Origin of the sequence: Nocardia brasiliensis, from assembly GCF_011801125.1 — a bacterium.
Taxonomy (GTDB): domain Bacteria; phylum Actinomycetota; class Actinomycetes; order Mycobacteriales; family Mycobacteriaceae; genus Nocardia; species Nocardia brasiliensis_C.
In genome coordinates this window covers 3,593,007-3,618,139 of record NZ_CP046171.1, presented here as the reverse complement: position 1 = coordinate 3,618,139, position 25,133 = coordinate 3,593,007, and the positions used below count along the sequence as shown (strand labels likewise).

26 protein-coding genes are annotated in these 25,133 nt (G+C 68.6%); 16 read left to right on the top strand and 10 right to left on the bottom strand.

The window, feature by feature from the left end; translation table 11 throughout:
* Positions 1–20 precede the first annotated feature (20 nt).
* Genes F5X71_RS16465 through F5X71_RS16450 form a run of 4 tightly spaced genes read right to left on the bottom strand, consistent with a single transcriptional unit; the run spans position 21 to position 6,258 of the window.
* Positions 21–1,502 (bottom strand): aldehyde dehydrogenase family protein, encoded by a 1,482-nt coding sequence (locus F5X71_RS16465; protein WP_167462760.1) that lies wholly within the window; start codon positions 1,500–1,502, stop codon positions 21–23.
* A gap of 6 nt (positions 1,503–1,508) precedes the next feature.
* Complete coding sequence (locus F5X71_RS16460; RefSeq protein ID WP_167462759.1) at positions 1,509–2,660, bottom strand: aromatic ring-hydroxylating oxygenase subunit alpha; 1,152 nt, start codon at positions 2,658–2,660, stop codon at positions 1,509–1,511.
* Positions 2,657–3,805, bottom strand: a complete 1,149-nt coding sequence (gene solA / locus F5X71_RS16455) for an N-methyl-L-tryptophan oxidase (protein ID WP_167462758.1) — start codon at positions 3,803–3,805, stop codon at positions 2,657–2,659. The genes F5X71_RS16460 and solA overlap by 4 nt, the downstream gene beginning before the upstream one ends.
* A gap of 5 nt (positions 3,806–3,810) precedes the next feature.
* A complete protein-coding gene (locus tag F5X71_RS16450; protein WP_167462757.1) occupies positions 3,811–6,258 on the bottom strand; it encodes a GcvT family protein in 2,448 nt (815 codons plus the stop codon).
* Between the two features lie 195 nt (positions 6,259–6,453).
* Between F5X71_RS16450 and F5X71_RS16445 the strand changes: the two genes are divergently transcribed.
* Genes F5X71_RS16445 through F5X71_RS16435 form a run of 3 tightly spaced genes read left to right on the top strand, consistent with a single transcriptional unit; the run spans position 6,454 to position 9,058 of the window.
* Positions 6,454–6,804 carry a bifunctional 3-phenylpropionate/cinnamic acid dioxygenase ferredoxin subunit gene (locus tag F5X71_RS16445; protein WP_167462756.1) on the top strand — a complete coding sequence of 117 codons (351 nt, stop codon included), beginning with the start codon at positions 6,454–6,456 and terminating at the stop codon, positions 6,802–6,804.
* Positions 6,801–7,964, top strand: coding sequence for an NAD(P)/FAD-dependent oxidoreductase (locus F5X71_RS16440; protein ID WP_167462755.1), 1,164 nt, complete (start codon positions 6,801–6,803; stop codon positions 7,962–7,964). The genes F5X71_RS16445 and F5X71_RS16440 overlap by 4 nt, the downstream gene beginning before the upstream one ends.
* Positions 7,965–7,972: 8 nt before the next feature.
* Complete coding sequence (locus F5X71_RS16435) at positions 7,973–9,058, top strand: S-(hydroxymethyl)mycothiol dehydrogenase (RefSeq protein WP_167462754.1); 1,086 nt, start codon at positions 7,973–7,975, stop codon at positions 9,056–9,058.
* A gap of 142 nt (positions 9,059–9,200) precedes the next feature.
* Here F5X71_RS16435 and F5X71_RS16430 read toward each other — a convergent pair whose 3' ends face one another.
* Entirely contained in the window at positions 9,201–9,632 is a 432-nt protein-coding gene (locus F5X71_RS16430) for a hypothetical protein (protein ID WP_167462753.1), read from the bottom strand.
* A gap of 562 nt (positions 9,633–10,194) precedes the next feature.
* Between F5X71_RS16430 and F5X71_RS16425 the strand changes: the two genes are divergently transcribed.
* Genes F5X71_RS16425 through F5X71_RS16395 form a run of 7 tightly spaced genes read left to right on the top strand, consistent with a single transcriptional unit; the run spans position 10,195 to position 15,299 of the window.
* Complete coding sequence (locus F5X71_RS16425) at positions 10,195–11,106, top strand: universal stress protein (protein WP_167462752.1); 912 nt, start codon at positions 10,195–10,197, stop codon at positions 11,104–11,106.
* A gap of 43 nt (positions 11,107–11,149) precedes the next feature.
* A complete protein-coding gene (locus F5X71_RS16420) occupies positions 11,150–12,016 on the top strand; it encodes a universal stress protein (protein ID WP_167462751.1) in 867 nt (288 codons plus the stop codon).
* A gap of 17 nt (positions 12,017–12,033) precedes the next feature.
* A complete protein-coding gene (locus F5X71_RS16415) occupies positions 12,034–12,468 on the top strand; it encodes a hypothetical protein (protein WP_167462750.1) in 435 nt (144 codons plus the stop codon).
* 10 nt (positions 12,469–12,478) lie between these two features.
* Positions 12,479–13,003 carry a flavodoxin domain-containing protein gene (locus tag F5X71_RS16410; RefSeq protein ID WP_167462749.1) on the top strand — a complete coding sequence of 175 codons (525 nt, stop codon included), beginning with the start codon at positions 12,479–12,481 and terminating at the stop codon, positions 13,001–13,003.
* A 39-nt stretch (positions 13,004–13,042) separates the two neighbouring features.
* A complete protein-coding gene (locus tag F5X71_RS16405) occupies positions 13,043–13,924 on the top strand; it encodes a universal stress protein (RefSeq protein WP_167462748.1) in 882 nt (293 codons plus the stop codon).
* 14 nt (positions 13,925–13,938) lie between these two features.
* A complete protein-coding gene (locus F5X71_RS16400; protein WP_167462747.1) occupies positions 13,939–14,556 on the top strand; it encodes a DUF2267 domain-containing protein in 618 nt (205 codons plus the stop codon).
* A 20-nt stretch (positions 14,557–14,576) separates the two neighbouring features.
* Positions 14,577–15,299 carry an SDR family oxidoreductase gene (locus tag F5X71_RS16395; protein WP_167466511.1) on the top strand — a complete coding sequence of 241 codons (723 nt, stop codon included), beginning with the start codon at positions 14,577–14,579 and terminating at the stop codon, positions 15,297–15,299.
* A gap of 106 nt (positions 15,300–15,405) precedes the next feature.
* Here F5X71_RS16395 and F5X71_RS37460 read toward each other — a convergent pair whose 3' ends face one another.
* Positions 15,406–15,639, bottom strand: a complete 234-nt coding sequence (locus F5X71_RS37460; protein WP_275106803.1) for an excalibur calcium-binding domain-containing protein — start codon at positions 15,637–15,639, stop codon at positions 15,406–15,408.
* Here F5X71_RS37460 and F5X71_RS36970 point away from each other — a divergent pair.
* From F5X71_RS36970 to F5X71_RS16380, 3 genes are all read left to right on the top strand, one after another.
* Positions 15,638–15,928: a hypothetical protein gene (locus F5X71_RS36970; protein ID WP_238816099.1), complete on the top strand. Its 291-nt coding sequence runs from the start codon at positions 15,638–15,640 to the stop codon at positions 15,926–15,928. The genes F5X71_RS37460 and F5X71_RS36970 overlap by 2 nt on opposite strands.
* Positions 15,929–16,201: 273 nt before the next feature.
* Positions 16,202–17,227 carry an Acg family FMN-binding oxidoreductase gene (locus F5X71_RS16385; protein ID WP_167462745.1) on the top strand — a complete coding sequence of 342 codons (1,026 nt, stop codon included), beginning with the start codon at positions 16,202–16,204 and terminating at the stop codon, positions 17,225–17,227.
* Positions 17,214–18,074 carry a nitroreductase family protein gene (locus F5X71_RS16380; RefSeq protein ID WP_167462744.1) on the top strand — a complete coding sequence of 287 codons (861 nt, stop codon included), beginning with the start codon at positions 17,214–17,216 and terminating at the stop codon, positions 18,072–18,074. The genes F5X71_RS16385 and F5X71_RS16380 overlap by 14 nt, the downstream gene beginning before the upstream one ends.
* Here the strand turns inward: F5X71_RS16380 and F5X71_RS16375 are convergent.
* Complete coding sequence (locus F5X71_RS16375) at positions 18,032–18,922, bottom strand: NAD(P)H nitroreductase (RefSeq protein WP_238815929.1); 891 nt, start codon at positions 18,920–18,922, stop codon at positions 18,032–18,034. The genes F5X71_RS16380 and F5X71_RS16375 overlap by 43 nt on opposite strands.
* A 182-nt stretch (positions 18,923–19,104) precedes the next feature.
* Here F5X71_RS16375 and F5X71_RS16370 point away from each other — a divergent pair, with 182 nt between their 5' ends.
* Both F5X71_RS16370 and F5X71_RS16365 read left to right on the top strand, forming a co-directional pair.
* Complete coding sequence (locus tag F5X71_RS16370) at positions 19,105–20,622, top strand: AAA family ATPase (RefSeq protein ID WP_167462743.1); 1,518 nt, start codon at positions 19,105–19,107, stop codon at positions 20,620–20,622.
* A gap of 63 nt (positions 20,623–20,685) precedes the next feature.
* Entirely contained in the window at positions 20,686–22,452 is a 1,767-nt protein-coding gene (locus tag F5X71_RS16365; protein WP_167462742.1) for a sensor histidine kinase, read from the top strand.
* 64 nt (positions 22,453–22,516) lie between these two features.
* Here the strand turns inward: F5X71_RS16365 and F5X71_RS16360 are convergent, their stop codons facing one another.
* Entirely contained in the window at positions 22,517–22,939 is a 423-nt protein-coding gene (locus tag F5X71_RS16360) for an Hsp20/alpha crystallin family protein (RefSeq protein ID WP_167462741.1), read from the bottom strand.
* Positions 22,940–23,195: 256 nt separating this feature from the next.
* Here F5X71_RS16360 and F5X71_RS16355 point away from each other — a divergent pair, with 256 nt between their 5' ends.
* Entirely contained in the window at positions 23,196–23,750 is a 555-nt protein-coding gene (locus tag F5X71_RS16355) for a flavodoxin domain-containing protein (protein ID WP_167462740.1), read from the top strand.
* 179 nt (positions 23,751–23,929) lie between these two features.
* On the opposite strand, the gene F5X71_RS16350 is transcribed toward F5X71_RS16355, so the two are convergent.
* The gene (locus F5X71_RS16350; RefSeq protein WP_167462739.1) at positions 23,930–24,829 is read right to left on the bottom strand and encodes a universal stress protein; all 900 of its coding nucleotides are present in this window, start codon (positions 24,827–24,829) and stop codon (positions 23,930–23,932) included.
* Between the two features lie 18 nt (positions 24,830–24,847).
* Positions 24,848–25,129 (bottom strand): SHOCT domain-containing protein, encoded by a 282-nt coding sequence (locus tag F5X71_RS16345; RefSeq protein ID WP_167462738.1) that lies wholly within the window; start codon positions 25,127–25,129, stop codon positions 24,848–24,850.
* Between the last annotated feature and the right edge of the window lie 4 nt (positions 25,130–25,133).

Genomic DNA, 25,133 nt, shown 5'->3' with positions numbered 1-25,133 from the left:
CCGAGATCTACAACGTGTGCTCAGCCGCCCTTGAACCACTCCGCCGGCTTCGGCGCCGTGTTGTGCCACAGGTGTTTGATTTCCTGGTATTCGGCCAGGCCGGTCGGACCGAGCTCGCGCCCGTTACCGGATTTCTTGAAACCGCCCCATTCCGCGGCGGCGGTGTAATACCCGAAGTCGTTGAGCCACACCGTGCCGTGGCGCAGTGCGCGCGCCACCCGTTCACCGCGGGCCGGGTCGGCCGTGCGCACCCCCGCCGCCAGCCCGTACTCGGTGTCGTTGCCGAGCCGGATCGCCTCGGCCTCGGTGCGGAACCGTTCCACGGTGAGGATCGGGCCGAAGGTCTCCTCCTGCACGATGCGCATCGACCGGTCGCAGTGATCGAAGATCGTCGGCAGGTAGAAGCTGCCCGCCCGCAGCGCGGGATCGCTCGGCCGCGACCCGCCGGTCACCAGCTTCGCGCCCTCCGAGAGGCCCAGTGCGACATAGGCTTCCACCTTTTCGCGATGCTGCTCGGAGACCAGCGGGCCGGTCTCGCTTGCCGGGTCGAGGCCGGGGCCGACCCGGATCCGCTCGGCCCGGCTCGCCAGTTCGGCGACGAAGTCGTCGGCCACCGACTCCTCGACGATCAGCCGGGTGCCCGCCGAACAGACCTGACCGGAGTGCAGGAACACACCGGTGAGCACCTGGTCGACCGAGCTCTCCCAGTCCGCGTCGGCGAACACGATGTGCGGATTCTTACCGCCGAGTTCCACCGCCACCTTGGTGACGTGCTCGGCGGCGACCCTGCTGATCGTGCGCCCGGTCGCGAGGCCACCGGTGAAGGAGATGAAGTCGACGTCGGGGGTGCCGGTCAGCGCCGTACCGAGCACCGCGCCGCTGCCCTGGACCAGGTTCAACACCCCGGCCGGCACGCCGGCCTCCTCGGCGAGTCTGGCGAACTCGATGGTGCTCAGCGGGGTGACCTCGCTCGGCTTGAGCACCATGGTGCAACCGGCGGCCAGCGCGGGCGCGACCTTCCACGACATCTGCAGCAGCGGATAGTTCCACGGCGCGATGAGCACACAGACGCCGATCGGCTCGCGCACCACGCGGCTGATCACCGCCGGATCGCCGACGTCGACGAGCCGGTCCGCCTGCACCGAGATCGCGCTCGCGTAGTAGCGGAACACCGAGATCACATCGTCGATGTCGATCTCGCTCTCCACCAGCGTCTTTCCGGTGTCCGCGGTCTCCAGCCGCGCCAGCCGGTCCTTGTCGCGCGCCAGGAGGTCGGCGATCCGCAGCAGCAGGGCGGCCCGCTCGGCGACCGGCGTCGCGGGCCAGCCGCCGGCGTCGAAGGCCGCGCGGGCGGCCGCGACGGCGGCCCGCGCGTCGTCCGGAGTGGCCTCGTCCACCGTCGCCACCACCGAGCCGTCGGCCGGATCGATGATCTGCCGCACACCGCCGTCCGCGGCATGGGTCCATCGGCCACCGATCAGCAGATCCGGATCACCGTTCATCTCATGTCACCTCACGTCACCGATCCGACAGGACAACCACTCGTGGAACTCCGCGATATGGTGCTCGGCTGGCACGAGCACCCCGCCACTACGGTAGGCGCGCGAGGACATTGCGGGTTGTGTTCGCTCGCACGCCGCGAAATCCTGCTCGTTCACCCGGTGGAACAATTCGACGGAGCGGGACACATCTCGTCCCGCGGCAACCACATCCTTGGTATACAGCCAATCGCATTCGACGATAGTGCGGTCCGCGGACATCGGGAACATCCGGTGGAAAACGATGTGGTCCGGGACGAGGTTGACGAAGACCGTCGGCCGGATCGTGATGGCGAAGTAGCGACGGTCCTGTTCCGGAGTAACCCCTGGCAGCCGATCGAAACCCGGCGAACCGTCCACCGTGAATCCGGCGATATCGGCGCCGAATTCGGCGCCGTGCCCGACGAACACCTGGGCGGCCAATCCCTGCGCGAATTCGGGCAGCACCTCGGTGAGCTCCGGGTGGATGGTTGCGCAGTGGTAGCACTCCATGAAGTTCTCGACGATCAGCTTCCAGTTCGCCGCCACGTCGTAGACCACGCGGCGGCCCACCGCGAGCTCATCGATCTCGTAGGCCCCGATCGCGGCCGGGTCGCCGAGGCGCTCGGTCACCGCACCGATCACGTCGTGCTCGAACGACGGCGGCTCGTCGGCCAGACAGACCCAGGCGTAGCCGAGCCACTCGCGCAGTGCCACCGGGATCAGCCCGTAGGCGACCCGGTCGATATCGGCGCCGGTGGCGTCCTTCAGCGCCGCCATGTTCGGGGCGGCGACCAGTTTTCCGTCGAGGCCGTAGGTCCACGCGTGATACGGGCACTGCAGGTTGCGGCGTACCTGTCCCGCATCCTCGGTGCACAGCATCGCGCCGCGGTGCCTGCAGATGTTCAGGAAGCCGCGCAGGGCGCCGTCGCGCCCGCGCACGATCAGCACGCTCTCCCTGCCGACCCGCACCCGCTTGAACTGCCCGGCCTCGGCGAGATCGGTGGACCTGATGGCGCAGAACCACATCCGCTCGAACAGCCGCTCCTGTTCGAGCGCGAACACGCCGTCGTCGACATACCACTTGCCACCGAGGGTCGGAATGAGCGCCGGGGCCGTCACCGGCGGCGGATCGGCCATCATGTGGTCACCAGCCTTTGCGGATCGAAGAGGGCGATGGGGTGCGCGGTGGACCCGTCGATCACCAGGTCGGCCAGCACCTCCCCCACCACGGGAACGAATTTGAAGCCGTGACCGGAGAAACCGCAGGCGATGGTGACCCGGGTGCCACTCGGATGCCGGGCGATGACGAAGTGCTCGTCGGGAGTGTTGGAGTACATGCAGGTCGCGGTGTGCACGCACGGGCCGGTCAGCGCGGGCAGCAGCCCGCTGACCCCCGTGCGCATCTCGTCGATCTCGTGCGGGTGCACCGTGCGGTCGATGGTGTCGGGGGTGCAGACGATGCCCTTACGGAAGAAGGCCGTCTTGACCCCGCCTGCCGGACCGTCGATCGCCGGGAAGCCGTAGATCTGCGTACCGGAGGCGTCCTCGGCGATATAGATCGGTTCGCCCTCGAACGCCGCGGTGCCGCCGCTCGGCTCGAACCAGTACAGCACCTGTCGTTCGATGGTGATCGGAATGCCGAAGTCCGCCAGCAGCCGTGGAGCCCACGCGCCGGGGCAGACGACGAGTTGCTCGGCGTGATAGGTGGCGCGGGCCGTGGTCACCGTGACACCGGAAGCGGTTTCGGCCCAGTCGAGCACCTCCTCGCCGAACGACAGTGTGGCGCCTGCCCGCAAGGCGAGATCTATGTGTGCCCGCACTGTCGCCTCCGGCCGGGCGAACCCGCCGTTGGCCTCGTACACCGCGATGTCGCCGGCGGCGGGTGTGAAATTCGGGAATCGGCGGCGGATCTGCGCCGCGTCCCAGACCTCGTGCGGCAGTGACCATTCGCGGCTCGCGCGCAGGCTGCCCGCCACCGTCAGGCTCTCCGGCGGGCCCAGATACAGACCGCCGGTGAGCCGGAAGACCTCCCGGTCCGCGTCCGCCGCCAGCTTCGCCCAGAGCTCGTAGGAACGCAGCAGCAGCGGCACGTACGCCGGATCTTCGAAATAGGACTGCCGGATGATGCGCGATCCGCCGTGGCTGGAACCGCGATCGTGCGCGGGACCGAACTTCTCCAATCCGAGCACCCGCTGCCCCCTGGCCGCGAGATGGTACGCGGCGGCACTGCCCATGCCGCCCACACCGATCACGATGACGTCGTAACCCGCTGTCGCAGTTGCCATCGCGCCTACCTCCTGATCCGGGACATCTCGGGGTCCACCACCGGCTCGGCGTGCACCGTGGCGGCCAGACGGGTGCCGAGATACTCGACCTCGACCCGGTCGCCAACGCCGACTCCAGAGGGCAGCCACGCATAGGCGATGGCGCGTTCAACGGTCGCCGAATAGCCCGCGCTCGTCACATATCCCACGCATTCAGCCGCGACGTACACCGGTTCCTTGCCGAGCACGATCGCGTCCGGGCACTCGAAGACGACGCTGCGCAGCACCTGCGCCGGCGTGGGCGACTGCGCCAGCGCGGCCCGGCCGACGAAGTCGCCCTTGTTCATCCGCACCGCGAAATCGAGACCGGCCGCGGCGGGCCGGTGCTCCGCGGTCATGTCGGTACCCCAGCTGCGGTAGCCCTTCTCGATGCGCAGGCTGTTGAACGCGATCCGGCCCGCCGCGATCGCCTGGTGCGCGTCACCCGCCGCCCACAGCAGATCCCACAGCGCGACGCCGTATTCGGCGGAGGCATAGATCTCCCAGCCGAGCTCGCCGACGTAGGACACCCGCAGCATGGTGACCGGGATCGCGCCGATATACGTTCGCAGCGCACGGAAGTACTTGAAACCATCGTGCGACAGGTCCCCGGAGCACAAGGGCTGCACCAGATCTCGCGCGCGTGGTCCCCAGACGCCGATACAGCAGGTGCCGCCGGTGATATCGCGCAGCTGGGTCGCGCCATCGGCGGGTAGGTGGCGGGTGAACCAGTCGAAGTCCATCGGACCGTTCGCACCCACCTGGAACTGCTGCGGGCCGAGCCTGGCCACGGTGAGATCGCTACGGATGCCGCCGGTTTCGTCGAGCAGCAGCGTGTAGGTGACCGACCCCACGGACTTGTCCACATTGTTGGTGGTGAGCCGTTGCAGCAGCGCGAGCGCACCGGGACCCGCCAGCTCGTATCGGGTCAGCGGTGTCATGTCGAACAAGGCGACATGCTCCCTGGTCCAGCGGGCCTCGGCGATCGAGATCGGCGACCAGAACCGGCTCGACCACCCGTCACGCTCCGGGAACGACACTCCCTCGTCCCGAAGCCGTTGCACCAAACCGGCATTGGCCTTGAACCAGGCGGGTCGTTCCCAGCTGCCGCCCTCGAAGAAGAACGCGCCCAACTCCTGCTGACGAGCGTAGAACGGACTGGTGCGCAGGCCACGCAGCTTCGACCGGAATTGGTGCGGGTGAATGATGTCGTAGACCTCGACGAAGGCCTGCGAGCTCGTCTCCATGATGAATTCGTCGCTGCGCGCGACGTCCTCGAATCGGTAGAGATCGCACTCGTGGACATCGATGCCCGGCGCGCCCTCGATGATCCACTGCGCGGTCGCTTTCGCCACGCCCGCCGAATGCGTCACCCACACGGCCTCGGCGACCCAGAAGCCCGCGAGATCACGATGCTCCCCCATGATCGAGAAGCCGTCCGGGGTGAACGAGAAGATGCCGTTGAAGCCCTCCTCGGGCTTCGAATCGGCAAGTGCGGGCAGCAATTCCCGCGACGCCTGCCACCCGGGCGCGAAATCCGGGTCAGTGAACGGCAGCATCGAGGGCATGGCTTCGCCTGCCGTCGCGGCATCCAGGGTGGACATGTCCACCGGCATCGGCATGTGGCCGTAATAGCCGATGCCGAGCCGGTCACCGTGCTCGCGAAAGTAGAGGTCCTGATCCTGATGCCGCAGGATCGGCATGCCACCCGGGGCACCGGCGCGGTCGGCCAGCGCCGCCAGCCGACCGGTCTTGGCGTACTGGTGCGCCATCGGCACCAGCGGCAGCACCAGGCCGACCCGCTTCGCCAACCGCGCGCCCCAGAAACCGGCCGCGCACACGACGATATCCGCGGGGACGGTCCCCTCGGCCGTAACGACACCGACCACCCGGCCATTCCGTTCGGCGATATCGAGTACCTCTTGATTCGGCACAAAACGCGCGCCACGGGCCGTCGCCGCCTTCGCCTGTGCCGCTACCGCGCGCACCGCGCTCGCCAAACCGTCTGTTGGAGTGTGGAATCCGCCGAGTACCCGATTTCTGTCGAGCAGGGGGTGCAACCGCACGCATTCTTCGGCGCTCAGCAGCCTGCCATCGACGCCCCACGACCGTGCCCAGCCCGCTTTGCGGTGCAGGTCCCGCCAGCGTTGCGGTGTCGTGGCAACCTCGAGGCCACCGACCGGATCGAAGGCAGGGCCGTCCGGGTGAGCGAGCCCGAGAAATTTTTCGGTGGTGTAGCGGGCGAACGCGGTCATCGTTTTCGACGGATTGGTCTGAAACACCAAACCTGGTGCGTGCGAGGTTGATCCGCCGGTGGCGAACAGTGGTCCGCGGTCGAGCACGGTGATATCGGCCCAACCCCGTGCGGTCATTTCCTCGGCCAGCGATGCCCCGACGATCCCGGCTCCGATGACGACAACTTTCCGGTGAGCCAAAGGGTGCCTCCGTTGTTGCTAGTAGCGCAACGAATTCGTATTACGCAACAAATAGTCCGCCCCGGGCCGCGTGCTGTCAACCGTTGGAAACCGGCCGTTCACCGGGCGCTTCCGGGGTTGACGCCCACCCGACACCGATGCACACTGTTGCGTATCGCGATATATGTTGCGCTTTAAGCAACTCATGGAGGGTTTATGGAATCCCTTGCGAAACACACCGCTACCTCCGGGACCGAGCTGTTCGTCGCCTACCTGACCGACCTGCCGGTCGGCGAGGCCGCCGTCGCGCGGCCGGACGACCGCCCACCGATCGCTGTATTCCACACTGCGGACGGACTTTTCGCGATCGATGACACCTGCACCCACCAGGATGCGTCACTGGCCGACGGCTGGGTGGAGAATTGCACGGTCGAATGTCCGCTGCATGAGTCCTGTTTCGACCTGCGTACCGGACAGGTCTGCGGCCCACCCGCCAAACTCGGGGTGCGCGCCTATCCCGTGCGGGTGCTCGACGGTGCCGTCGTGGTCACGATCGAGCCGACATGAGCGTCGTGGTCGTCGGCGCGTCCCTGGCCGGATTCTCGCTGGTCCGCGAACTACGCGCGCGCGACTACGGCGAGCGGATCACCGTGATCGGCGACGAAGCGCACCTACCCTACGACCGGCCGCCGCTGTCCAAGGAATTCCTGCACGACGACGTCGACCTCACCCTCGGCGAGATCGGCGACGATCCAGGAACCGACTGGCTGCTCGGCCGCCGCGCGTCCGAAATCGTCACCACCGCAAGCGGTCCCGGCGTCATGCTGGATGACGGGACGGTAGTCGCCGGACGATCGCTCGTGCTCGCCACCGGCGCCCGCGCGCGCACGCTCCCCGACACACCCCCGCTCGACGGCATCCACACGCTGCGCACCGTCGACGACGCACGCGCGATCCGGGCCTCGTTGCGTAGCGCGGGCGCCGTGGTCATCGTCGGCGCGGGTCTGATCGGCTCCGAAATTGCTTCGACCGCAGCATCTCTCGGCGTGCGGGTGAATGTGGTGGAATCGGCGGCCACGCCGCTCGGCGGCGTGTTCGGCCCCCTGCTCGGCGCGCTGTGCGCGGACCTGCACGGGGCCAACGGAGTACAGCTGCGCACGGGCGTCGCGGTCGCGGAATTCCACGGCGTGGACCGGGTCGAGGCCGTTCGACTCACCGACGGCACCGTGCTGCCCGCCGACACGGTGGTCATCGGCATCGGCGCGACACCCAATACCGAATGGGCCCGGCAGTCCGGGCTGCGCGTCGACAACGGCTTTCTAACCGATTCCCGGTGCCGCACCTCGATTTCCGATATCTACGCCATCGGCGACTGCGCCCGCGCCTACCACGACGCGCGCGGGGCGCACCACCGCAGCGAGCACTGGTCGAACGCGACCGCCCAGGCGCGCATCGCCGCGGCGGCCATGCTCGGCGCACCGGCCGAGCCCGCGCCGACCGCGTACTTCTGGTCGAAGCAGTACGGCCGCACGATCCAGTTCGCCGGCGAGCACCGCGCAGGCGACACCGTTCGTTTCGTCGACGGCGACCCGTCGGCCCCCTCGTGCACCGCACTGTACGAACGCGACGGCGCTCCGGTCGCCGTATTCGCGATCGACAACGCACGCCTGTTCACCCGCTACCGCAAACAGATCGAGCGGCGGCCAGCGGCCATCGCCACTCCGTAGGAGGATTCGTGCCCGAAACCGTGCGCGGCGTCATCGCACGCAGCAAAGCAGCCCCCGTCGAACTCGCGGACGTGGTGCTTCCCGATCCCGGCGAGCACGATGTCGTGGTGCGCGTGCAAGCGTGCGGGGTCTGCCACACCGATCTGCACTACCGCGAGGGCGGCATCAACGACGAGTTCCCCTTCCTGCTCGGGCACGAGGCGGCGGGCCTGGTGGAAACCGTCGGCGACGCGGTAACCCATGTGGCGCCGGGCGATTTCGTCGTGCTGAACTGGCGTGCCGTCTGCGGTGAATGCCGGGCCTGTCGCCGCGGTCGCCCGTGGTACTGCTTCGCCAGCGGCAACGCGAGCCGGAAGATGACCCTCGCCGACGGCGCCGAGCTCTCCCCCGCCCTCGGCATCGGCGCGTTCGCGGACAAGACACTCGTGCACGAACGCCAGTGCACGAAGGTCGATCCCGGCACCGACCCCGCCGTCGCCGGACTGCTCGGCTGCGGTGTCATGGCGGGCATCGGCGCGGCGATGAACACCGGCAATGTCTCGCGCGGGGACACCGTCGCGGTGATCGGCTGCGGCGGTGTCGGTGACGCGGCCATCGCGGGTGCGCACCTGGCCGGCGCCAGGTCCATCATCGCGATCGACCGCGACACCCGAAAGCTGGACTGGGCAAAGGAATTCGGCGCGACCCACCGCATCGACGCCGGCACCGAGGACGTGGTCGAGCGGATCCGGGAGATCACCGACGGCTTCGGCGCCGACGTCGTGATCGATGCGGTCGGGCGACCCGAGACCTGGAAGCAGGCGTTCTACGGCCGTGATCTCGCGGGCACCGTGGTGCTCGTTGGCGTCCCGACCCCGGACATGACCCTGGATCTCCCGCTGATCGACCTGTTCTCCCGGGGCGGCGCGTTGAAGTCCTCGTGGTACGGCGACTGCCTGCCCGAGCGGGACTTCCCGCTGCTCGTCGACCTGCACCGGCAGGGCCGACTGCCGTTGGAACGTTTTGTCACCGAACGGATCTCACTGGAGGAGGTCGAGAAGTCCTTCGACGCCATGCACCGCGGTGATGTCCTGCGCTCGGTCGTCGTGTGGTGACCCGCCGGGCGCACCGAGGCAGCGCCGAGAGTCCGTACCAGCGGGCCGCCTTCACCGACGAGTCCCGCACGCCCGCATGGCTGGCGGCGAACCCGTCAGCCGGTAGTGCGTACCGAACGGCACGACTCGATCGCGTTGCGGCTCAGGACTCTTCGGTAAACCGGTACCAGCGACCTGCGAACGGTTCGTAACCGATACCCGGGGATTGCGGCGCGCCGAGATGCGGCGGCGCGCCGTCCGGGAAGTAGGCGAAGCCGCGCTTCGAATTCGATTCGCCCCCTTGGGTATAGAACAGGCAGCCGCCGTCGCGGCGGGTGACGAAGGTGATCGTGTAGACGCCGAGACGGGTGCGCTGACCGGGATTGGCGCAGTCGACGGCCTGCTCCTGCAGGATGCCGCGGGACAGCTTCCAGCCGGTGTCCTCGGGGACGGCGGCCAACTGCCAGAACAGGGCCAGGCAGCACAGCACGATCACGGCGGTCAACAACCCCATCCAAACTACGAACCATCCCGGCGTACGGCGCGCGGCTGCGGCGGTGTTCACGATGATCAAGATACGGGCGACGGCGACCACGGACAGCCGAATCCCCCAACCCCGCGGCGCGCCCGCGCAAACCCCGGAAAACACAAACGCCCCGGTCCACCGACCAGGGCGTTCGCGACTGCCGCGCGATCAGAGCGGCGGAAACCCGGACGAACCGGTGGCCATCCAGTTCCAGAACATCGCCGCACGATTCGCGAGCAACGCGACTACGTCGAGAACAACGCTTCCCATAGAACTTTCCTCACATCCGACAATCTCCAGTGCAGCGCCCAGGGTATCGGATCACCGCCCCACCACCCGGGGCACGAATCACCATCCCGCCACCCCACCGCCGCTGACCTGGAGTTCAGCAGCCAGCGCAGGAGAGCCGCAGGGCTGCGGCAGCGCGGGGAGTGACCGAAGGACCTCTATTCGGAGCCGGAGTGCTCTACAGGTCGGTCGGGCGCGCGGCGACAGTGAAAGGAACGTGATTCGAACCATCGAGGAGCCCCCATGGACTGGCCAACGGCAGCCGTCGTCATCGCCATTGTCTTCGCGGTGATGGTCATCGTGTCGACCTATCAGTCCACCCGGAAGCGTTAGGCGAGGCGCGATGACTGTTCACAACGACATTCCGCACGAGTCGGTCGCGGCGGCGGTGGTCGTCGGCACCGACGGCTCCCACGCGGCGGAGACGGCAGTCCGCTGGGCGGCCGACACCGCCGCACAGCGGGGGCGGAAACTGCGGATCGAGCACGGCATCGACTTGACCGCGGTGGGATCGGTCCTCGGCGCCTACGCCGCCATGGCACCGGCCGTCACCGAGCGAATGCGGGCCCGCGGTGCGCAGGTGCTCACCGCCGCCGGCCGACTCGCGCTCTCGACGCACCCCGATCTCGCCGTCGAGACCGAACTCTCCGATGCGAATCCCGCCAAGCTCCTGATCGCCCTTTCGCAGACGGCGCATATGGTCGTGCTGGGCGCGACGCCCGGTGTCGGCACGGTGGCCCATCTCGGCTCGACGCTGCTCGCGGTGACCGCGCACGCGAAGGGGTCGGTCGTCGTGGTGCGCGGCAGCGAGCCGACGGCACGCCGGACCGGTCCGGTCGTCGTCGGCGTCGACGGCAGCGTTGTCGGGGAGGCGGCGATCGCCGCGGCCTTCGCCGAGGCGTCGCTGCGCGACGCCGAGCTCGTCGCGGTGCACGCCTGGAGTGACCTGTCCGCCGGCGAGTTCGCCGGCACCTCCTACCTCGACATTGCGATCGCCGAACTCGATGCCGCCGAACAGGCGCTGCTCGCCGAACGCCTCAGTGGGTGGCAGGAGAAGTATCCCGACGTCACCGTCACGCGAAAGGTGTATCCGTTCGGACCGCGCAAGCATCTCGGCGAGTGGTCCGAGTCCGCCCAGCTGATCGTGGTCGGCAGCCGCGGACGCGGCGGGTTCCGCGGGCTGCTGCTCGGCTCGACCAGCAACTGGCTGGTACAGCACGCCGCCTGCCCGGTCATGGTCGTGCACGCCGAATAGGACTGTTCAACAATACATTTCGCGAGACACCGAGGAAGTCACCATGTCCATCGAGCAGCACACACCGATCATGGTCGGGGTCGACGGCTCCGCACCATCGATGGCGGCGGTCCAGTGGGCCGCCGCCGCGGCGGCCCGGCGACGTGCTCCGCTGGAGCTGATCAACTGCACCGGCGTGCCGGTCGATTACCCGCCCACCGTCGAGTACCTGCCCTGCGACGCCGAGCGATATCGTCGCGAAGGCAGCCAAATCCTGACCGAGGCAGCAAAACTCGCGGCCGAGGTGCTGGCGGGTGACCGGACGACGGAGATCTCCGCGCGAGTCGTGGACGGTCCACCGATCCCCGCCCTGATCGCCCGTTCCACGCAGGCCGGGATGGTGGTCGTCGGCACCAACGGCATGGGTGCCCTCGGGCGCGGGCTGCTCGGGTCGGTGAGCACCTCGATCGCCAGGCACGCGCACTGCCCCGTCGCCGTCATCCCCGAGTCCTACACACCGGGCCGGAGCGAGCAGCCGGTGGTTGTGGGCGTCGACGGCTCGGCGAGCAGCATGCGCGCGATCGAGATCGCCTTCCAGGAGGCCGCCGAGCTCGGCGTCGAACTCGTCGCGGTGCATACCTGGTCCGAATTCTTCCGCTACAACTCGCGCGCCGAAATGCAGCAGGAGGACGAGCAACTGCTCGCCGAGTCCCTCGCCGGATTCGCCGAACGGTATCCGGATGTGCGGGTCCGCCGGGTCGTCGTCGAGGAACGCCCCGCACATCGCCTGCTGGCCGAATCGACCCGCGCGCAACTGATCGTCCTCGGCAGCCACGGCCGCGGCGGGTTCGCCGGCATGACCCTCGGCTCGGTCAGCCAAGCCGTGCTGCACGCCGTCCACATCCCGATCATCATCGCCCGAACGACATAGGATCGCGAGCAACGCCGATGGTACTCACTACTTACGTGCGCAGAGCCGGCGCGGCGCAGACCGCGGTGTGCCTGACCTCCGGTGTCGTCGCGATCTGGGCCTTCGCCGGAGCGCTCGGACTGATCACCGGGGTGATCGGTCTCGGTGCGGGCCTGGAGCAACGGTTGCCGTTGCACAGTCCGGTGTTCGCGGGCGTGCTGCTGGCCGTGGTCGTCGGCGTCCCGATGACCGTGACCGGTGTGCTCGCGGCACGGAACGACGAGCGGACACCGGTCGTCGCGATGGCGGCCGGCCTGGTCCTGGTCGGCTGGATCGCGGTGCAACTCGCGGTGATTCGCGAATTCAGTGTGCTCCAACCGATCTGCGTGCTCTTCGGACTGATCGTCCTCGCCCTCGGCGTACTCGAGCTGCGGACCGGCCACGGGCGCCACGGCGAACCGAAACCTTCCTGAGGAGAACGCGATGCGATCACGTGTCGTCTACGAATCCATGTTCGGCAACACCGCCGCCATCGCCGAAGCCATCGCCGAGGGACTTGGCGCATTCGGCTCCGTGGAGGTGCTGCCGGTGTCCGCCGCCGCGAACGTGCCCGCACCGACAGTGGATCTGCTCGTGGTGGGCGGGCCGACCCACGCCTTCGGCCTGAGCAGGCGCCGGACCCGGCTCGATGCCGCGACACACACCGACAAGCCCGTTGCGGTGGATGTCGGGATCCGCGAGTGGCTCGACGCGGCACTTGGCGTGTCCGAGGGCCGCCGCGCCGCGGCATTCGGCACGAAGGTGGCGAAGCCGCCGTGGCTGCCGGGGTCCGCGGCACACGCCGCGGCAAAACGGTTGCGCCGCATCGGCTACGAGCTCGCCGACGAACCCGTCGACTTCCTGGTCGACGGCATGACCGGACCGCTCGTCGCCGGTGAACCCGCCCGCGCCCGCGCCTGGGCCGAACGCCTCGCGCACACCGAACACGACCGCCTCGCCCACCGCTAGGTCGCAGCTGCTCCGCTCGCCTCGAAAGGCTGAAATACCATGTCCGACACCCTCAACCCGCCGATCCTGGTCGGCACCGACGGCTCCCCCGCCGCGACCGACGCGGTGCGCTGGGCAGCCCGCGCCGCGGCTCGCCACGGCGCACCACTGCACATCGTCTACGCGATCGACGCGCCGATGGACTTCGGGCCGGGCATCGCGTTCACCCAGATCGATTACGACGCGTACCGGACGGCAGGCGCCGCTATCACCGCCAAGGCCCGCGAGACCGCCGGTGCGGCGGCCGGAATCGCGAATCCGCGGATCGAGACCTTCGTCGTCGAAGCGCCCACGATTCCGGTGCTGCGCGACCGGTCCGCGCACGCGCGCCTGCTGGTCGTCGGCACGCACGGCTACGGCGCCATCCGCCGAGGTTTACTCGGCTCAGTGAGCACGACCCTGGCCAGGCACGCGAAGTGCCCGGTCGCGGTGGTGCCCGAGTCGGCAGGCGGCGAACGGACCGACGGTCCCGTGGTGGTCGGCGTCGACGGCTCGGCCGGTGGTGCGCACGCACTCGACGTCGCGTTCGACGAAGCTTCGCGCCGCGGCGCTCCCCTGCTCGCCGTGCTCACCTGGTCGGAGTTCGACCGGTACCTCCGGCGCACGGATATGCGCGCCGAAGCCGAGCGCCTGCTCGCCGAGACGATCGCCGGCTATCAGGAGAAGTACCCCGATGTCCCGGTGTCCCGGCTCGTCAAGGCGGCACGCCCGGCCAAATGCCTACTCGAGACAGCGGATTCGGCGCAACTGATCGTGATCGGCAGCCGCGGGCACGGCGGCTTCCCCGGCCTGACACTCGGGTCGGTCAGCCAGGCGGTCCTGCACGGCGCAGGCTGCCCGGTCATCATCACCCGCCCTGCGGTGGACATCCCTCACGAATGACCGAGGAAATCATCATGTCGCACAAAAGAGATCCGTTCGGCGCCGCCGTCCACTCGGCCAATGTCTGGCTGCGCCATGTCGCGGACGGCATGGCCACCGACGATCGCCTCTTCGCCTACCGAGCCACCCGGGCCTGGTTGCATACCGTGCGTGACCGGCTCGAAGTGCATGCCGTCGCGCATCTGAGCGCACAGCTACCGGAGTTGTTGCGCGGGGTGTATTTCGAGGGCTGGGTGCCCGACCGCACGCCACGATCCCGGGACGTGCACGACATGCTCGCCGACTTCGCTTGTGCCGCAGGGGTCACCGACGACGAAGCCATCGGACTGATGTGGATCGTCACCGACGCGTTCCGCGATCTGTGCTCACCCGGGCTGCTCGACCACCTCTTCTCGCGATTGCCCGCCCCGCTGCACCGCATCCTGCTCGGCACCTCGCCGGGACCGAAAGACGAACAGACAGTGGAGGATCGGCTCACCGACCTGTCCGAACGCCTGCAGACGCTGACCGAGGCGGTCGCGGTGCTGACGCGCGGGCTGGAATACCGCCCCGACATCGAGCCGGACAGCGCCCGAATCGAAGTCGCCGCACAGGAGGCCCACCGACTGCTCCTGACAGAGAACGCCGATTGAACATCGAGGAGGTTGTCACCATGCACGGTTTCGCCGGACGAAGCGCCATCGTGACCGGAGGTGCGCGCGGTATCGGCGCCGCCATCGTCGGCGCATTGGCGAAGGAAGGTATCGCGGTCGTCGCCGCCGACCTGCTCGAGCGCGAAGGTACCGAACTCGCCCATTCGCTCGGGCCGAACGCCATGTTCCAGCGCCTCGATGTCACCGACAAGTCGATGTGGCACCACGTGATCGAACAGACCGCCGCCGCCTTCGGGCCGCTCGCGATCCTGGTCAACAACGCGGGCATCCTCGACTTCGGCAGCATCGAGGACGAATCACCGGCGATGTTCCGGCATGTCGTCGAGGTCAACCTGTACGGTTCCTGGCTCGGCATGCACATGTCGGTGCCGCACCTGCGCGCCGCGGGCGGCGGTGTGATCGTCAACATCTCCTCGACGGCCGGACTGGTCGGCTACGCGGGCATCGGCGGCTACGTCGCCAGCAAGTGGGGCCTGCGCGGCCTGACCAAGGCCGCCGCCATCGAACTCGGACCCGACAACATCCGCGTGTGCTCGGTGCATCCCGGCCCCATCCACACCCCGATGACCGCGGGTCTCGACGAATCGCTGGCGGCCACACAGCCTTTGGCCCGCTTCGGCGAGCCGGACGAGGTCGCGGCGATGGTGCGCTTCCTCATCACCGAGGCCACCTTTTCCACCGGATCGGAATTCGTCCTGGACGGCGGCGCCACCGCGGGCTGACCGGTTGGCGCCACCGGCTGAACCGCCCGCGGCGCCGCCGCGTGGCGTAGCCGCTCGGCCTCGGATACGACTTGGCCTGTACCGACCCGGCATTCGTTGCGTGGGTCTATTCGCAGGCGACGCCGTCGCCGTCGCGGTCAAGGCCCGAGCGGTAGCCGGGTTCGCCGCGATGCAGGGGCGCCGCGCCCGCGGCTCTGGCGGCCGCGCAGCTGGAGTAGTAGGTGCTCGGGGCGGGCGGGGGTGTGACGGTGGGCTGCGGGGCGGGGGCGGGTGGCGGGGGCGGTACGAAGCGTTGGGGAGCCGCGACCGTCGTGGAGGGGGGTGCGGCAGGGCGCGGTATGGGGGCGGGAGCGAAGGTCGACGTGGTCGTCGCCGTAGTCGGACTCAGGGTCGCGGTCGGAGATGGGGTCGCGGTCGGTGTGGGTGCCAGGGTCGGCGTGGCCGAGGGGGTCGTCGGCTTGGCGCTGGTCGAGGACGGGTGCACGGTGGGGGTGCGCGCGGACGTGCTCCCGCAAGCTGGAGCGCCGAGGGAGATTCCGGCGATCAGAAGGGCGACGACGGCGCACTGCCGCGGTGTTGTGGTCATGACGTGCCTTGATTCCGATGAAGATAGCGCGATCGAGCGCTGACCCGGATGGTGCACTCCCCCGACGGAGCGATCGCGTGTCAGCGATGATTCGCCGGATCGAAACCGTGCCGTAGGGCCAAAGGACCCTAACGGCCCTACTTTCGGCCCCGGTCCGTGCCGTGCCGCATGTCGCCGCCGAAACCGCCGAGCACCGAATGTCCGCTGGGGGCAGCGAACGCGTGCCGCGGGGCGGCGATGATCGGGTGACTTTGTGCCCTCCAGGTCGGGCGCAAGTCCCGTAGTTACCGTCATCCCCGCGACGGACACTCGGTATATGACCGCACGTGACGCAGTTCCCCCACCATCCGTACCGGATCGGTCGACGATCACCGCGGCCGTGCGGTTGGCCGGGCGGGCGCCTTCGGTGCACAACACCCAACCGTGGCACTGGGTCTTCGACGGCGCCCGCCTGGATCTCTACCGCGACAACGAACGGTTGCTGACCGCCGCCGATCCGTATGGCAGGCAGCTGGTCATCAGCTGCGGCGCGGTGCTGCACCATCTGCGCACCGCATTGGCCGCGCGCGGCTGGCACACCGACACCGTGCGGCTGCCGGACCCGGAGCGGCTCGATCATCTGGCGACCGTCGAGTTCCGTCCGTGGCCGGATCCGCCCGCCGGTGTGTACGCCCGCGCCCACGCCATCGATCGGCGCCGCACCGACCGCCTGCCCATGCTGCCACCACAGAACTGGGCCGCGCTCGTGCACTCGGCGCGAATGCTGGCCAATCCGCACGACATTCAGCTCGACGCTCTCGACGCCGGTGCCGGTGCGCGGTTGGCCGCCGTCTCAAAGGAGGCGGCCGCACTGCGCCGCTACGACATGGAGTATCAGACCGAATTGCATTGGTGGACGGGGCATTCGCCCGCACCGGAGGGGGTGTCGCGCGACACGCTCATCTCGGACGCGGAGTCCGCCCGGGTGCCGGCGGGCCGCGCGTTTCCCGCCGCGCCGCATTCGTCGCGGCGCGCGGACGTCGAGGATCAGGCGCAGCTGATGGTGCTCAGCTCGGCAGGCGATTCCGTGCCCGCGTGGCTGCACTGCGGCGAGGCGCTCTCGGCCGTGCTGCTGGAGGCCACGGTCGCGGGCCTGGCGAGCTGCGCGCTGACCCACATCACCGAGCTGCCGACCGCCCGCAAGACCATCGCGAGTCTGCTCGAGCACGCCGCGACACCCCAGGTCGTCATCCGCGTCGGCACCACCCCGGACCTCGACGAGGCACCGCCGATGTCGCATCGCCGCCCGGTCACCGACGTCCTGTCGTTCACCGAGAGCATTCGTGATCATGACGGCACCTGACCGCGCCGCCGCCCCCAGTCCGTCTATTGTCCGCGCGGCGCTGGCCCTCGCCTGCCGGGCACCGTCGGTGCGCAACACCCAGCCATGGCACTGGGTCTTCGACGGATCGACACTGCTGCTCTACCGCGATACCGAACGACAGCTCCCCGCCATCGACCCGCAGCACCGGCAGGCCACCATCGGCTGCGGCGCCGCGCTCGACCACGCGCGACAGGCTTTCGTGTCGATGGACTGGTTCGCCCACATCACCCGGATTCCGCGACCGGGATTCCCGGAATTACTTGCCGCAGTGGAGTTTCGACTGTGGTGCGGCCCGTTGAACCGGACCGCCGCCCGCGTCCGCGCCATCACCCGGCGACATTCCGACCGATTGCCCATGCTGCCGCCCGAGGACTGGCCCGATGTCCTCGCCACCGCGCGCGAGCTGGCACGACCGCACCAGGTGTCGGTCACCGAGATCACCGACGACACCCGGCCACGGGTGGCCGATGCCATCTACACCACCCGGAAAGCGGCGCTCGAGGACCGGTCTCGGCTGCTGGTGCTCGGCACCGCGGGCGACTCGCGCGGCCAATGGCTGCACACCGGCGAGGCGCTGTCCAACATCCTGCTGGAATGCACGGCACGCGGCCTCGCCACCTGCGAGCTGACTCAGGTCACCGAACCCGCGAGCACCAGATCACTACTGACCGAGCGCCTTCCGCTGCCGGGCGTCGCACAGGTCGTCGTCCGGGTCGGCACGGCCGTCGAGGACACCGCGATCACCATGTCGCCGCGCAGGCCGCTGTCGGAGGTGCTGGAATTTCAGGATGCCGCTTCGAATGTTTCGAGCACGTCGGACATCTGACGGCGCGGTGTAGCCGGCGGCGTGGTGGCATCGGTTGGCGCCCAACCGATCCGGATGACGGCCTGCGGGTATCCGCGACCGCTCAGCACTCGGGTGCGGACACGCTGCCGTAGGTCGGGGGCTCGCAGTGGATCGGTCAGCGCGCACGAGGCCAACCCGACGTTCGTCGCGGTCAGCAGCACGGCACTGAGTGCTTCGCCGGCACGCAACTGCGCCAGCCGTTCGTCCCCGCCGGTGCTGAGCACCAGTAGTTCCGCATGATCGGACGCGCTACCGAACACGGCGGGCTCGCCATACCGGTGACACCGCGCCCCACCTCGGTGACACTGCGCCGCCGCGTCCAGCACCTCGACCAACTCGGCACGCGTCGGCCCCACGGCCTGACGGACATTCGCGCCGTTCGCCATCGCGCGTTCCTGGACCAAGCCGACGCTGCCGGGTGGGATCGGCGCGGGGCCGAAGTCGCGGCGATCGGTCTGCCTGCGGGGAATCGCGTTGCCTAGCGCCAGCTCCAGCATGGTCGGCCGATGCCGCACCACCGCCAGCGAGGCGAGGTGATTCGGATCTTCCGGGTTCGGTAGCCTGCGCACCACCGTCGACCATCCCGCGGCGGCCAACGCGACCCGCAGATGATGCAGTGCCGCACCACAACTCGACAACGCGTCCCGCGGTATCGAACCGGTCGGTGGTTGTGCCCGCAGCGGGTCGAGGTACAGGTCGATGCGGCGCGCACCGATCCGGAATCGCCACGGTTGCGAGTTGTGGACCGAGGGTGCCCGCGTCGCGAGCACCAGCGCCGCGTGCAGGGCGCGTTCATCGGGCCACCCGTAATACATCGCCGTCCCCATCCTTTCGTCCCAGAGTGTCCACGCTCCCAGCCACTCGACCCGTCGGAGAAGAGCAGGACGTCCTGAACTCGTGGGACTTCGGCAAACGATCCGAAGGCCCCCGACATCCATGACCTTCGGCCATGGCACGGCGCCATGCCGGTGCGCGATCCTGACCACACGAACTCCGAAAGGCTGTGCCGATGCCCGTAGACGGACCACACGCGGAACTGCGGGAGACGCACACCGGGTTGGTCGTGCTGTTCGGCGACCGGGCATACAAGGTGAAAAAGCCACTACGCACCGACTTTCTCGACTTCAGCACACCGCGGCTGCGCGAACTCGCGTGCGCGCGCGAGGTCGAATTGAACAGCAGGCTAGCGCCGGATGTGTATCTCGGCGTCGCACACCTCACCGATCCCGCCGGCGGACCGGACGAGCCGGTGGTGCTCATGCGGCGAATGCCGGAACAGCGCAGGCTGTCCAACACCCTCGACGATCCCGCGCTCTCGCGGACGAGGCTGGCGGCGCTGGTCCAGGTACTGGCACTGTTCCAGCACTGCGCCCGCCGCGGTCCAGAGATCGACGCGCAAGGCGAGCCGGACGCGCTGAGGCAGCGATGGCAGGTCCTCGTGGACAGCCTCGCCGAACAACCCGCGGAAGTGGCCGACCCGCACCTCGTCGCACGGATCAGGTGGTTGGCGATGCGATACATCGATGGTCGAGAGCCGTTGCTGCGGAACAGGATCACCGACGGCCGCATCGTCGACGGCCACGGCGACCTGCTCGCGGAGGACATCTTCGACCTGCCCGACGGCTTCCGGGTGCTCGACTGCCTGGACTTCGACGATCGGCTGCGCTTTGTCGACTGCCTCGACGACATCGCTTTCCTGGCAATGGATCTGGAGTTCCGGGGCCATCCTGGCCTCGCCGAGCAACTCCTCGACGACTATCTACTCGTCACCGCCGACCCGGCACCGCGGTCGCTGCGCGATCACTACATCGCCTACCGCGCGCTGGTCCGCGCGAAGGTCGACGCCATCCGCTTCGGTCAGGGCGACACCGCGGCTCGCGATCGGGTACACCGCCATCTGCGCCTCGCCGAACACCATCTCGACACCGGCGCCGTCCGGCTGGCACTGGTCGGCGGGCTGCCCGGCACCGGAAAATCCACTGTGGCCAACGCACTTTCGGCGGCCACCGGCGCGGCGCTCTGCGCCAGCGACGAGGTACGCGGGCATTTGCGCACCGCCGGATCGATCCACGGCGACAGCGGAACCTTCGGTGCGGGAGCGTATTCGGCGGTCAACAAGGCGCGGGTCTATGCCGAGCTGCTGACCCGGGCCCACCGCCTGCTCACGGCTGGGATGTCGGTGATTCTCGACGCCAGCTGGATCGACGAGAGCGAACGGCACCGTGCCGCCGCACTCGCGGCCGCCACCCACGCCGACCTGATCCCCTTGCGCTGCGTGTGTTCCCCGGCGGTGGCGAGTCGAAGGATCAGCCGACGCGCGGCCGGTGACTCCGAGGCGACACCTCACATCGCCGCGGCGATGTCGGTGACGGCCGCGCCGTGGCCAGAGGCAATAGCCCTCGACACCGAGTTGCCGCTCGCCGACACGATCGACAGTGCCTACCGCGTCTGGCAAAGCGCCACCACGCCAGTAGTCGCCGCGGAGCAGTCCGCACCGGGGCCGAGACATCGCGTCGCTACCCCCTAGCGGAGAACGGACCGACTGGTCAGAGCGTCGCATCCGGCAGCGTCGCGTGGAAAGATGGCCCAGATGGAACGCGAGTCACCCGCGGCGGGCCTGCCTGGGCAGAGTCCCGTCATCGAGACGCTGTCCCAACTGCGTCTTCGCGAACTGCTCGCGGAGGTCCAGGATCGCATCGCCCAGATCGTGGGCGTGCGCGACCAAATGGACCGACTCATCGAAGCCATGCTCGTCGTCACCGCAGGCCTCGACCTCGACAACACCCTACGCACCATCGTCCACACCGCCATCGAACTCGTCGACGCCGGCTACGGCGCACTCGGCGTCCGCGAAACCGAAAGAGACAGCCTCCAACTCGCCGAATTCGTCTACGAAGGCATCGACGACCGCACCCGCGTCCTCATCGGCGACCTACCCCGCGGCCACGGCGTCCTCGGCGTACTCATCAAAGAACCCAAACCCATTCGACTGACGGATCTTTCGACCCACCCCGCCTCGGTCGGCTTCCCCGAGCACCATCCACCGATGCACACCTTCCTCGGCGTGCCGGTCAAGGTGCGCGACGAGGTATTCGGCAACCTCTACCTCACCGAGAAAGCAGGCGGCCAAGAATTCACCGAGGACGACGAGGTCATCGTCCAAGCCCTCGCCGCGGCCGCGGGCACCGCGATCGCGAATGCCCGCCTCTACGAACAGTCCCGTGTCCGCCAGCAGTGGCTCGAGGCGACCCAGGATGTCGCCACGCAGCTGCTCGGCGGCGGCGATCCGGCCGCAGTGCTGGAGCTGGTTGCCGATCGCGCCCTCGAGCTCACTCAATCGGCGACCGCGTACCTCGCGCTCCCCGACGACCCCGACATTCCGCACAACGAGGTCGGCGAGCTCGTCATCGCCGCCGCCGCGGGCAACGGCGCGGACAAACTCCACGGACAGCGCATTCCGGTGTCCGAGTCACATTCCGGCATCGCTTTCCGCTCGGGCGAGGTGGTCGTCACCGACCAGCTGATGCATCGGCCGAAGCTGGAATTCGCCGTCGAGTTCGGCCCCGCGCTGGTGCTGCCCCTGCGCGCCGAGAACACCGTCATCGGGGTGCTGGTCACGCTCCGGCCGGCAGAAGCACAACCGCTCGACGCGGCAGGGCAGGCGATGATCACCGCCTTCTCCGATCAGGCCGCGCTGGCGCTGCAATTGGCCGCCACCCAGCGCCGCATGCGCGAGCTCGACGTGCTCTCCGACCGCGACCGCATCGCCCGCGATCTGCACGACCACGTCATCCAGCGGCTCTTCGCCGTCGGCCTGTCCCTGCAGAGCACGGCACAGCGGGCCCGCACGCCAGAGGTGAAGACCCGGCTCACCGAGACGATTCAGGACATCCAGTCCATCGTGCAGGAGATCCGGCACTCGATCTTCGACCTGCACAGCAGCACCACCGCGGACGCACCCACCCTGCGCAAGAAATTGCATTCGATCATCGCCGAGATGACCGAGGACACCGGGTTGCGCACGACGATCCGGCTGGCAGGCCCCGTGTCGGTGCTGGCGCCGCCGCTGTCCGACGATGTCGAGGCGGTGCTGCGCGAAGCGGTCAGCAATGTGGTGCGGCACGCGGCGGCGACCACCGTCTCGATCAATCTCGCGGTCCGTGACGACGTCACCATCGAGATCGGCGACGACGGCACCGGGCTCCCCGAACACCTTTCCCGGATGAGCGGACTGGCCAACCTCGCGGCCCGCGCCGAAAAGGCCGGCGGCCACTTCGACATCGAACGGGCCCCCGAGCACGGAACGATCCTGCGCTGGTCCGCACCGCTGCCGGTGCAGCCACCGGGCGGGACGTGATCACGCGCGCCGCAGGGCGCGCCGCTGTCCACCGGCGCGACGATGGACAGCGCGCTGTTCTGCCTTACTCGGCGTTCTTGACCTCGACCTTCTTCGCGAGTTCTTTCGGCTCGCCGAGCGGAACGCGAACGGTGAGAATGCCTTTGGCGTAGCTCGCCTCGATACCCTCCTCCTCGGCGTTGTGCGGCAGCGTCACGGAGCGGTAGAACGATCCGTAGCTGAACTCCGAACGCCCCTTCTCCTCATGCCTTTCGGTGCGCTCGGCCTTGATCGTCAACTGCCTGCCCCGGATCGACACGTCGACGTCCTTGGCCGGATCGATACCCGGCATCTCCGCGCGCACCACATAGTGCCCGTCTTCGACCGCGTCCTCGACCCGCAACAGGTGCGAGCCGAACATCGGCGCCATCCCGGTGGGCGCGAACGAATTCCACAGATCGTTCAGATCGGGTAGTAATGATTCGCGATGGGCGGGAAGCAGACTCATGATTTTCCTCCTTGCTGAAATAGCATCGGACACCATCGATTCCACTCACCAGCGCCGACCGCCGCTAGGGCATCGTGTCGTCGGCGGTACCTGCCGTCGGACACCGCAGGAAGGACGAAAGCCACTAGGCTCGTTCGCACAAGTCCGGCCGGGCGGCCAGCTCGACCGTGCGGGCGCCGGATTGGGGTCGTTGGTCCTCGTAGGACGGGCATCACGGCTCTGACCTGCATATGCCGCGCTGCGCCAGGCTGAAGGCATGGACAGTGAACCCACCCGAATCGCGGTCATCTACGCGACCGCCCAAGGCTCGACCCGCGATATCGCGGAGTTCATCGCCGCGGACCTGACCGACCGCGGCGCCGAGGTGGAGCTCAGAGATGTCGAACACGCACCGGAGCTGTCCCGCTTCGACGGCGTGATCCTGGGCAGCGCCGTGCACAACATGGCCCTACTGCCTGCGGCGGCGTCGTTCGTGCGCAGCCACCGCGACGAGCTACGAAAATCCGATGTGTGGATGTTCAGCGTCGGACTCGGTCCGGCATTGCGCGGACCGATCGGCCGACGCCTCGGCGCCACCGTGCCGAAAAAGATTGCCGCCCTGTGTGAAACGGTCAGCCCGTGGGACTATCGCCCCTTCTCCGGACACTATGAACGGGCGGGGGTCTCGCTGCGCGCCCGGCTGCTCTACCGCCTCATGGGCGGCGGCAGATACGGCGACCTGCGCGACTGGCACGCGATCCGCACCTGGTCGACGATGATCGCCCAATCACTCGGCCTGCCGAAGGCCGATACGGCAACCATGCATCCCTGACGAGCGCGCTGCCTGCGCCGCGTTATCACCCTGGATGGAGGAAATACCATGAGCGACAAGTCGTCATGAAGTCGTGCCGGCGCACCTTCCGCACACGCCGGACGCTCTCGGCGCGGCGCGACGGTCGACGGCCTCCTCCGGGCGCAATTGACGCAAGGCGCCGGACTCACGCCGGTGCGTCAGCGTTGGCGCACGACGATCATCGGTGCCTCGACCGAGTGCAGCAGCGCGTTGCTGGTCGAGCCGAGCAGCATGCTGGCGAAGCCGCCGCGGCCGTGGCTGCCGACCACGACCAGTTGGGCGTTGGCGGATTCGTCGAGCAGCGCGCGAACGGGCCGGTCGGCCTTGACTATTCGGCGCACAGCGACATCGGGGTAGCGGTCGGCGTAGCCGGCGAGACTTTCGGCGAGCACGGCCTCGGCCGTCTCCCGCGCCGCGTCCCAGCCGGTGACCGGCAGATCCAGTCCGCTGACGTCGCTCCAGGTGTGCAATGCGGTGAGTGCGACCTTGCGCCGGGACGCCTCCTCGAAGGCGAGCTCCAGCGCGGGCACACTGTTGGCGGTGCCGTCCACCCCGACGAGTACGGGCAGGGTCGCCGAGACCGCGTCGATGGCCGCGGTCCCGTGGATCACCGCGACCGGGCAGCGCGCGTGGTGGGTGGTTGCCGTGCTCACCGAGCCGAGCAGTCCGCGCTGGAACGCGCCCATCCCGCGACTACCGACCACCAGCATCGACGCGTGCGCGGATCGTTCGATCAGCATCGGTATCACCAGTTGGAACGACACCTCCGTGGTGATCGACGGCTCTTCGCCCGGCGCGGCGGTGCGGGCGATGCGCTTGGCCTCGTTCAGGATCCGTTCGCCGTCGCGACGCAGCCACTCCAGATCGGACTCCCCCAGCGACAACCCCGGCCCGTAACCGCCCTGGATCGCCATCGAGGTCACCAGATGCAGCGCACGGTGATGCAGGGTGGCTTCCACGGCCGCCCACGCGGCCGCCTGATACGAGCTCGCCGAGCCGTCGACCGCGGCGATGATCTGATCGGATCGTGTTGCCGACATGGGGTTTTCGGTGGTCATAGCTGCCAGCCTCTCGAGTCAGTGCTGCCGGTGGTGTACGTCGTCGGATTTCGGTGCGGGGTGGAGCACGGCCAGTCGGCGCCGGTATTCCGCCTCATCGAGCTCGCCGCTGGCGAAGCGTTCGGCGAGCAGCGCCTCCGGCGTCAACCGCACGGGCCCTTGCGGTTTCGGGTCCGCGGCAGTCTCGGACCGGCCGAGCGCGATGATCGCGACGGCGACGGCACCCCACAGCGGCAGCGCGAACAGGATCATGAGCATGAACATCCACCAGTGCGAAGCGTTGCCATACCAGTACATCATTGCC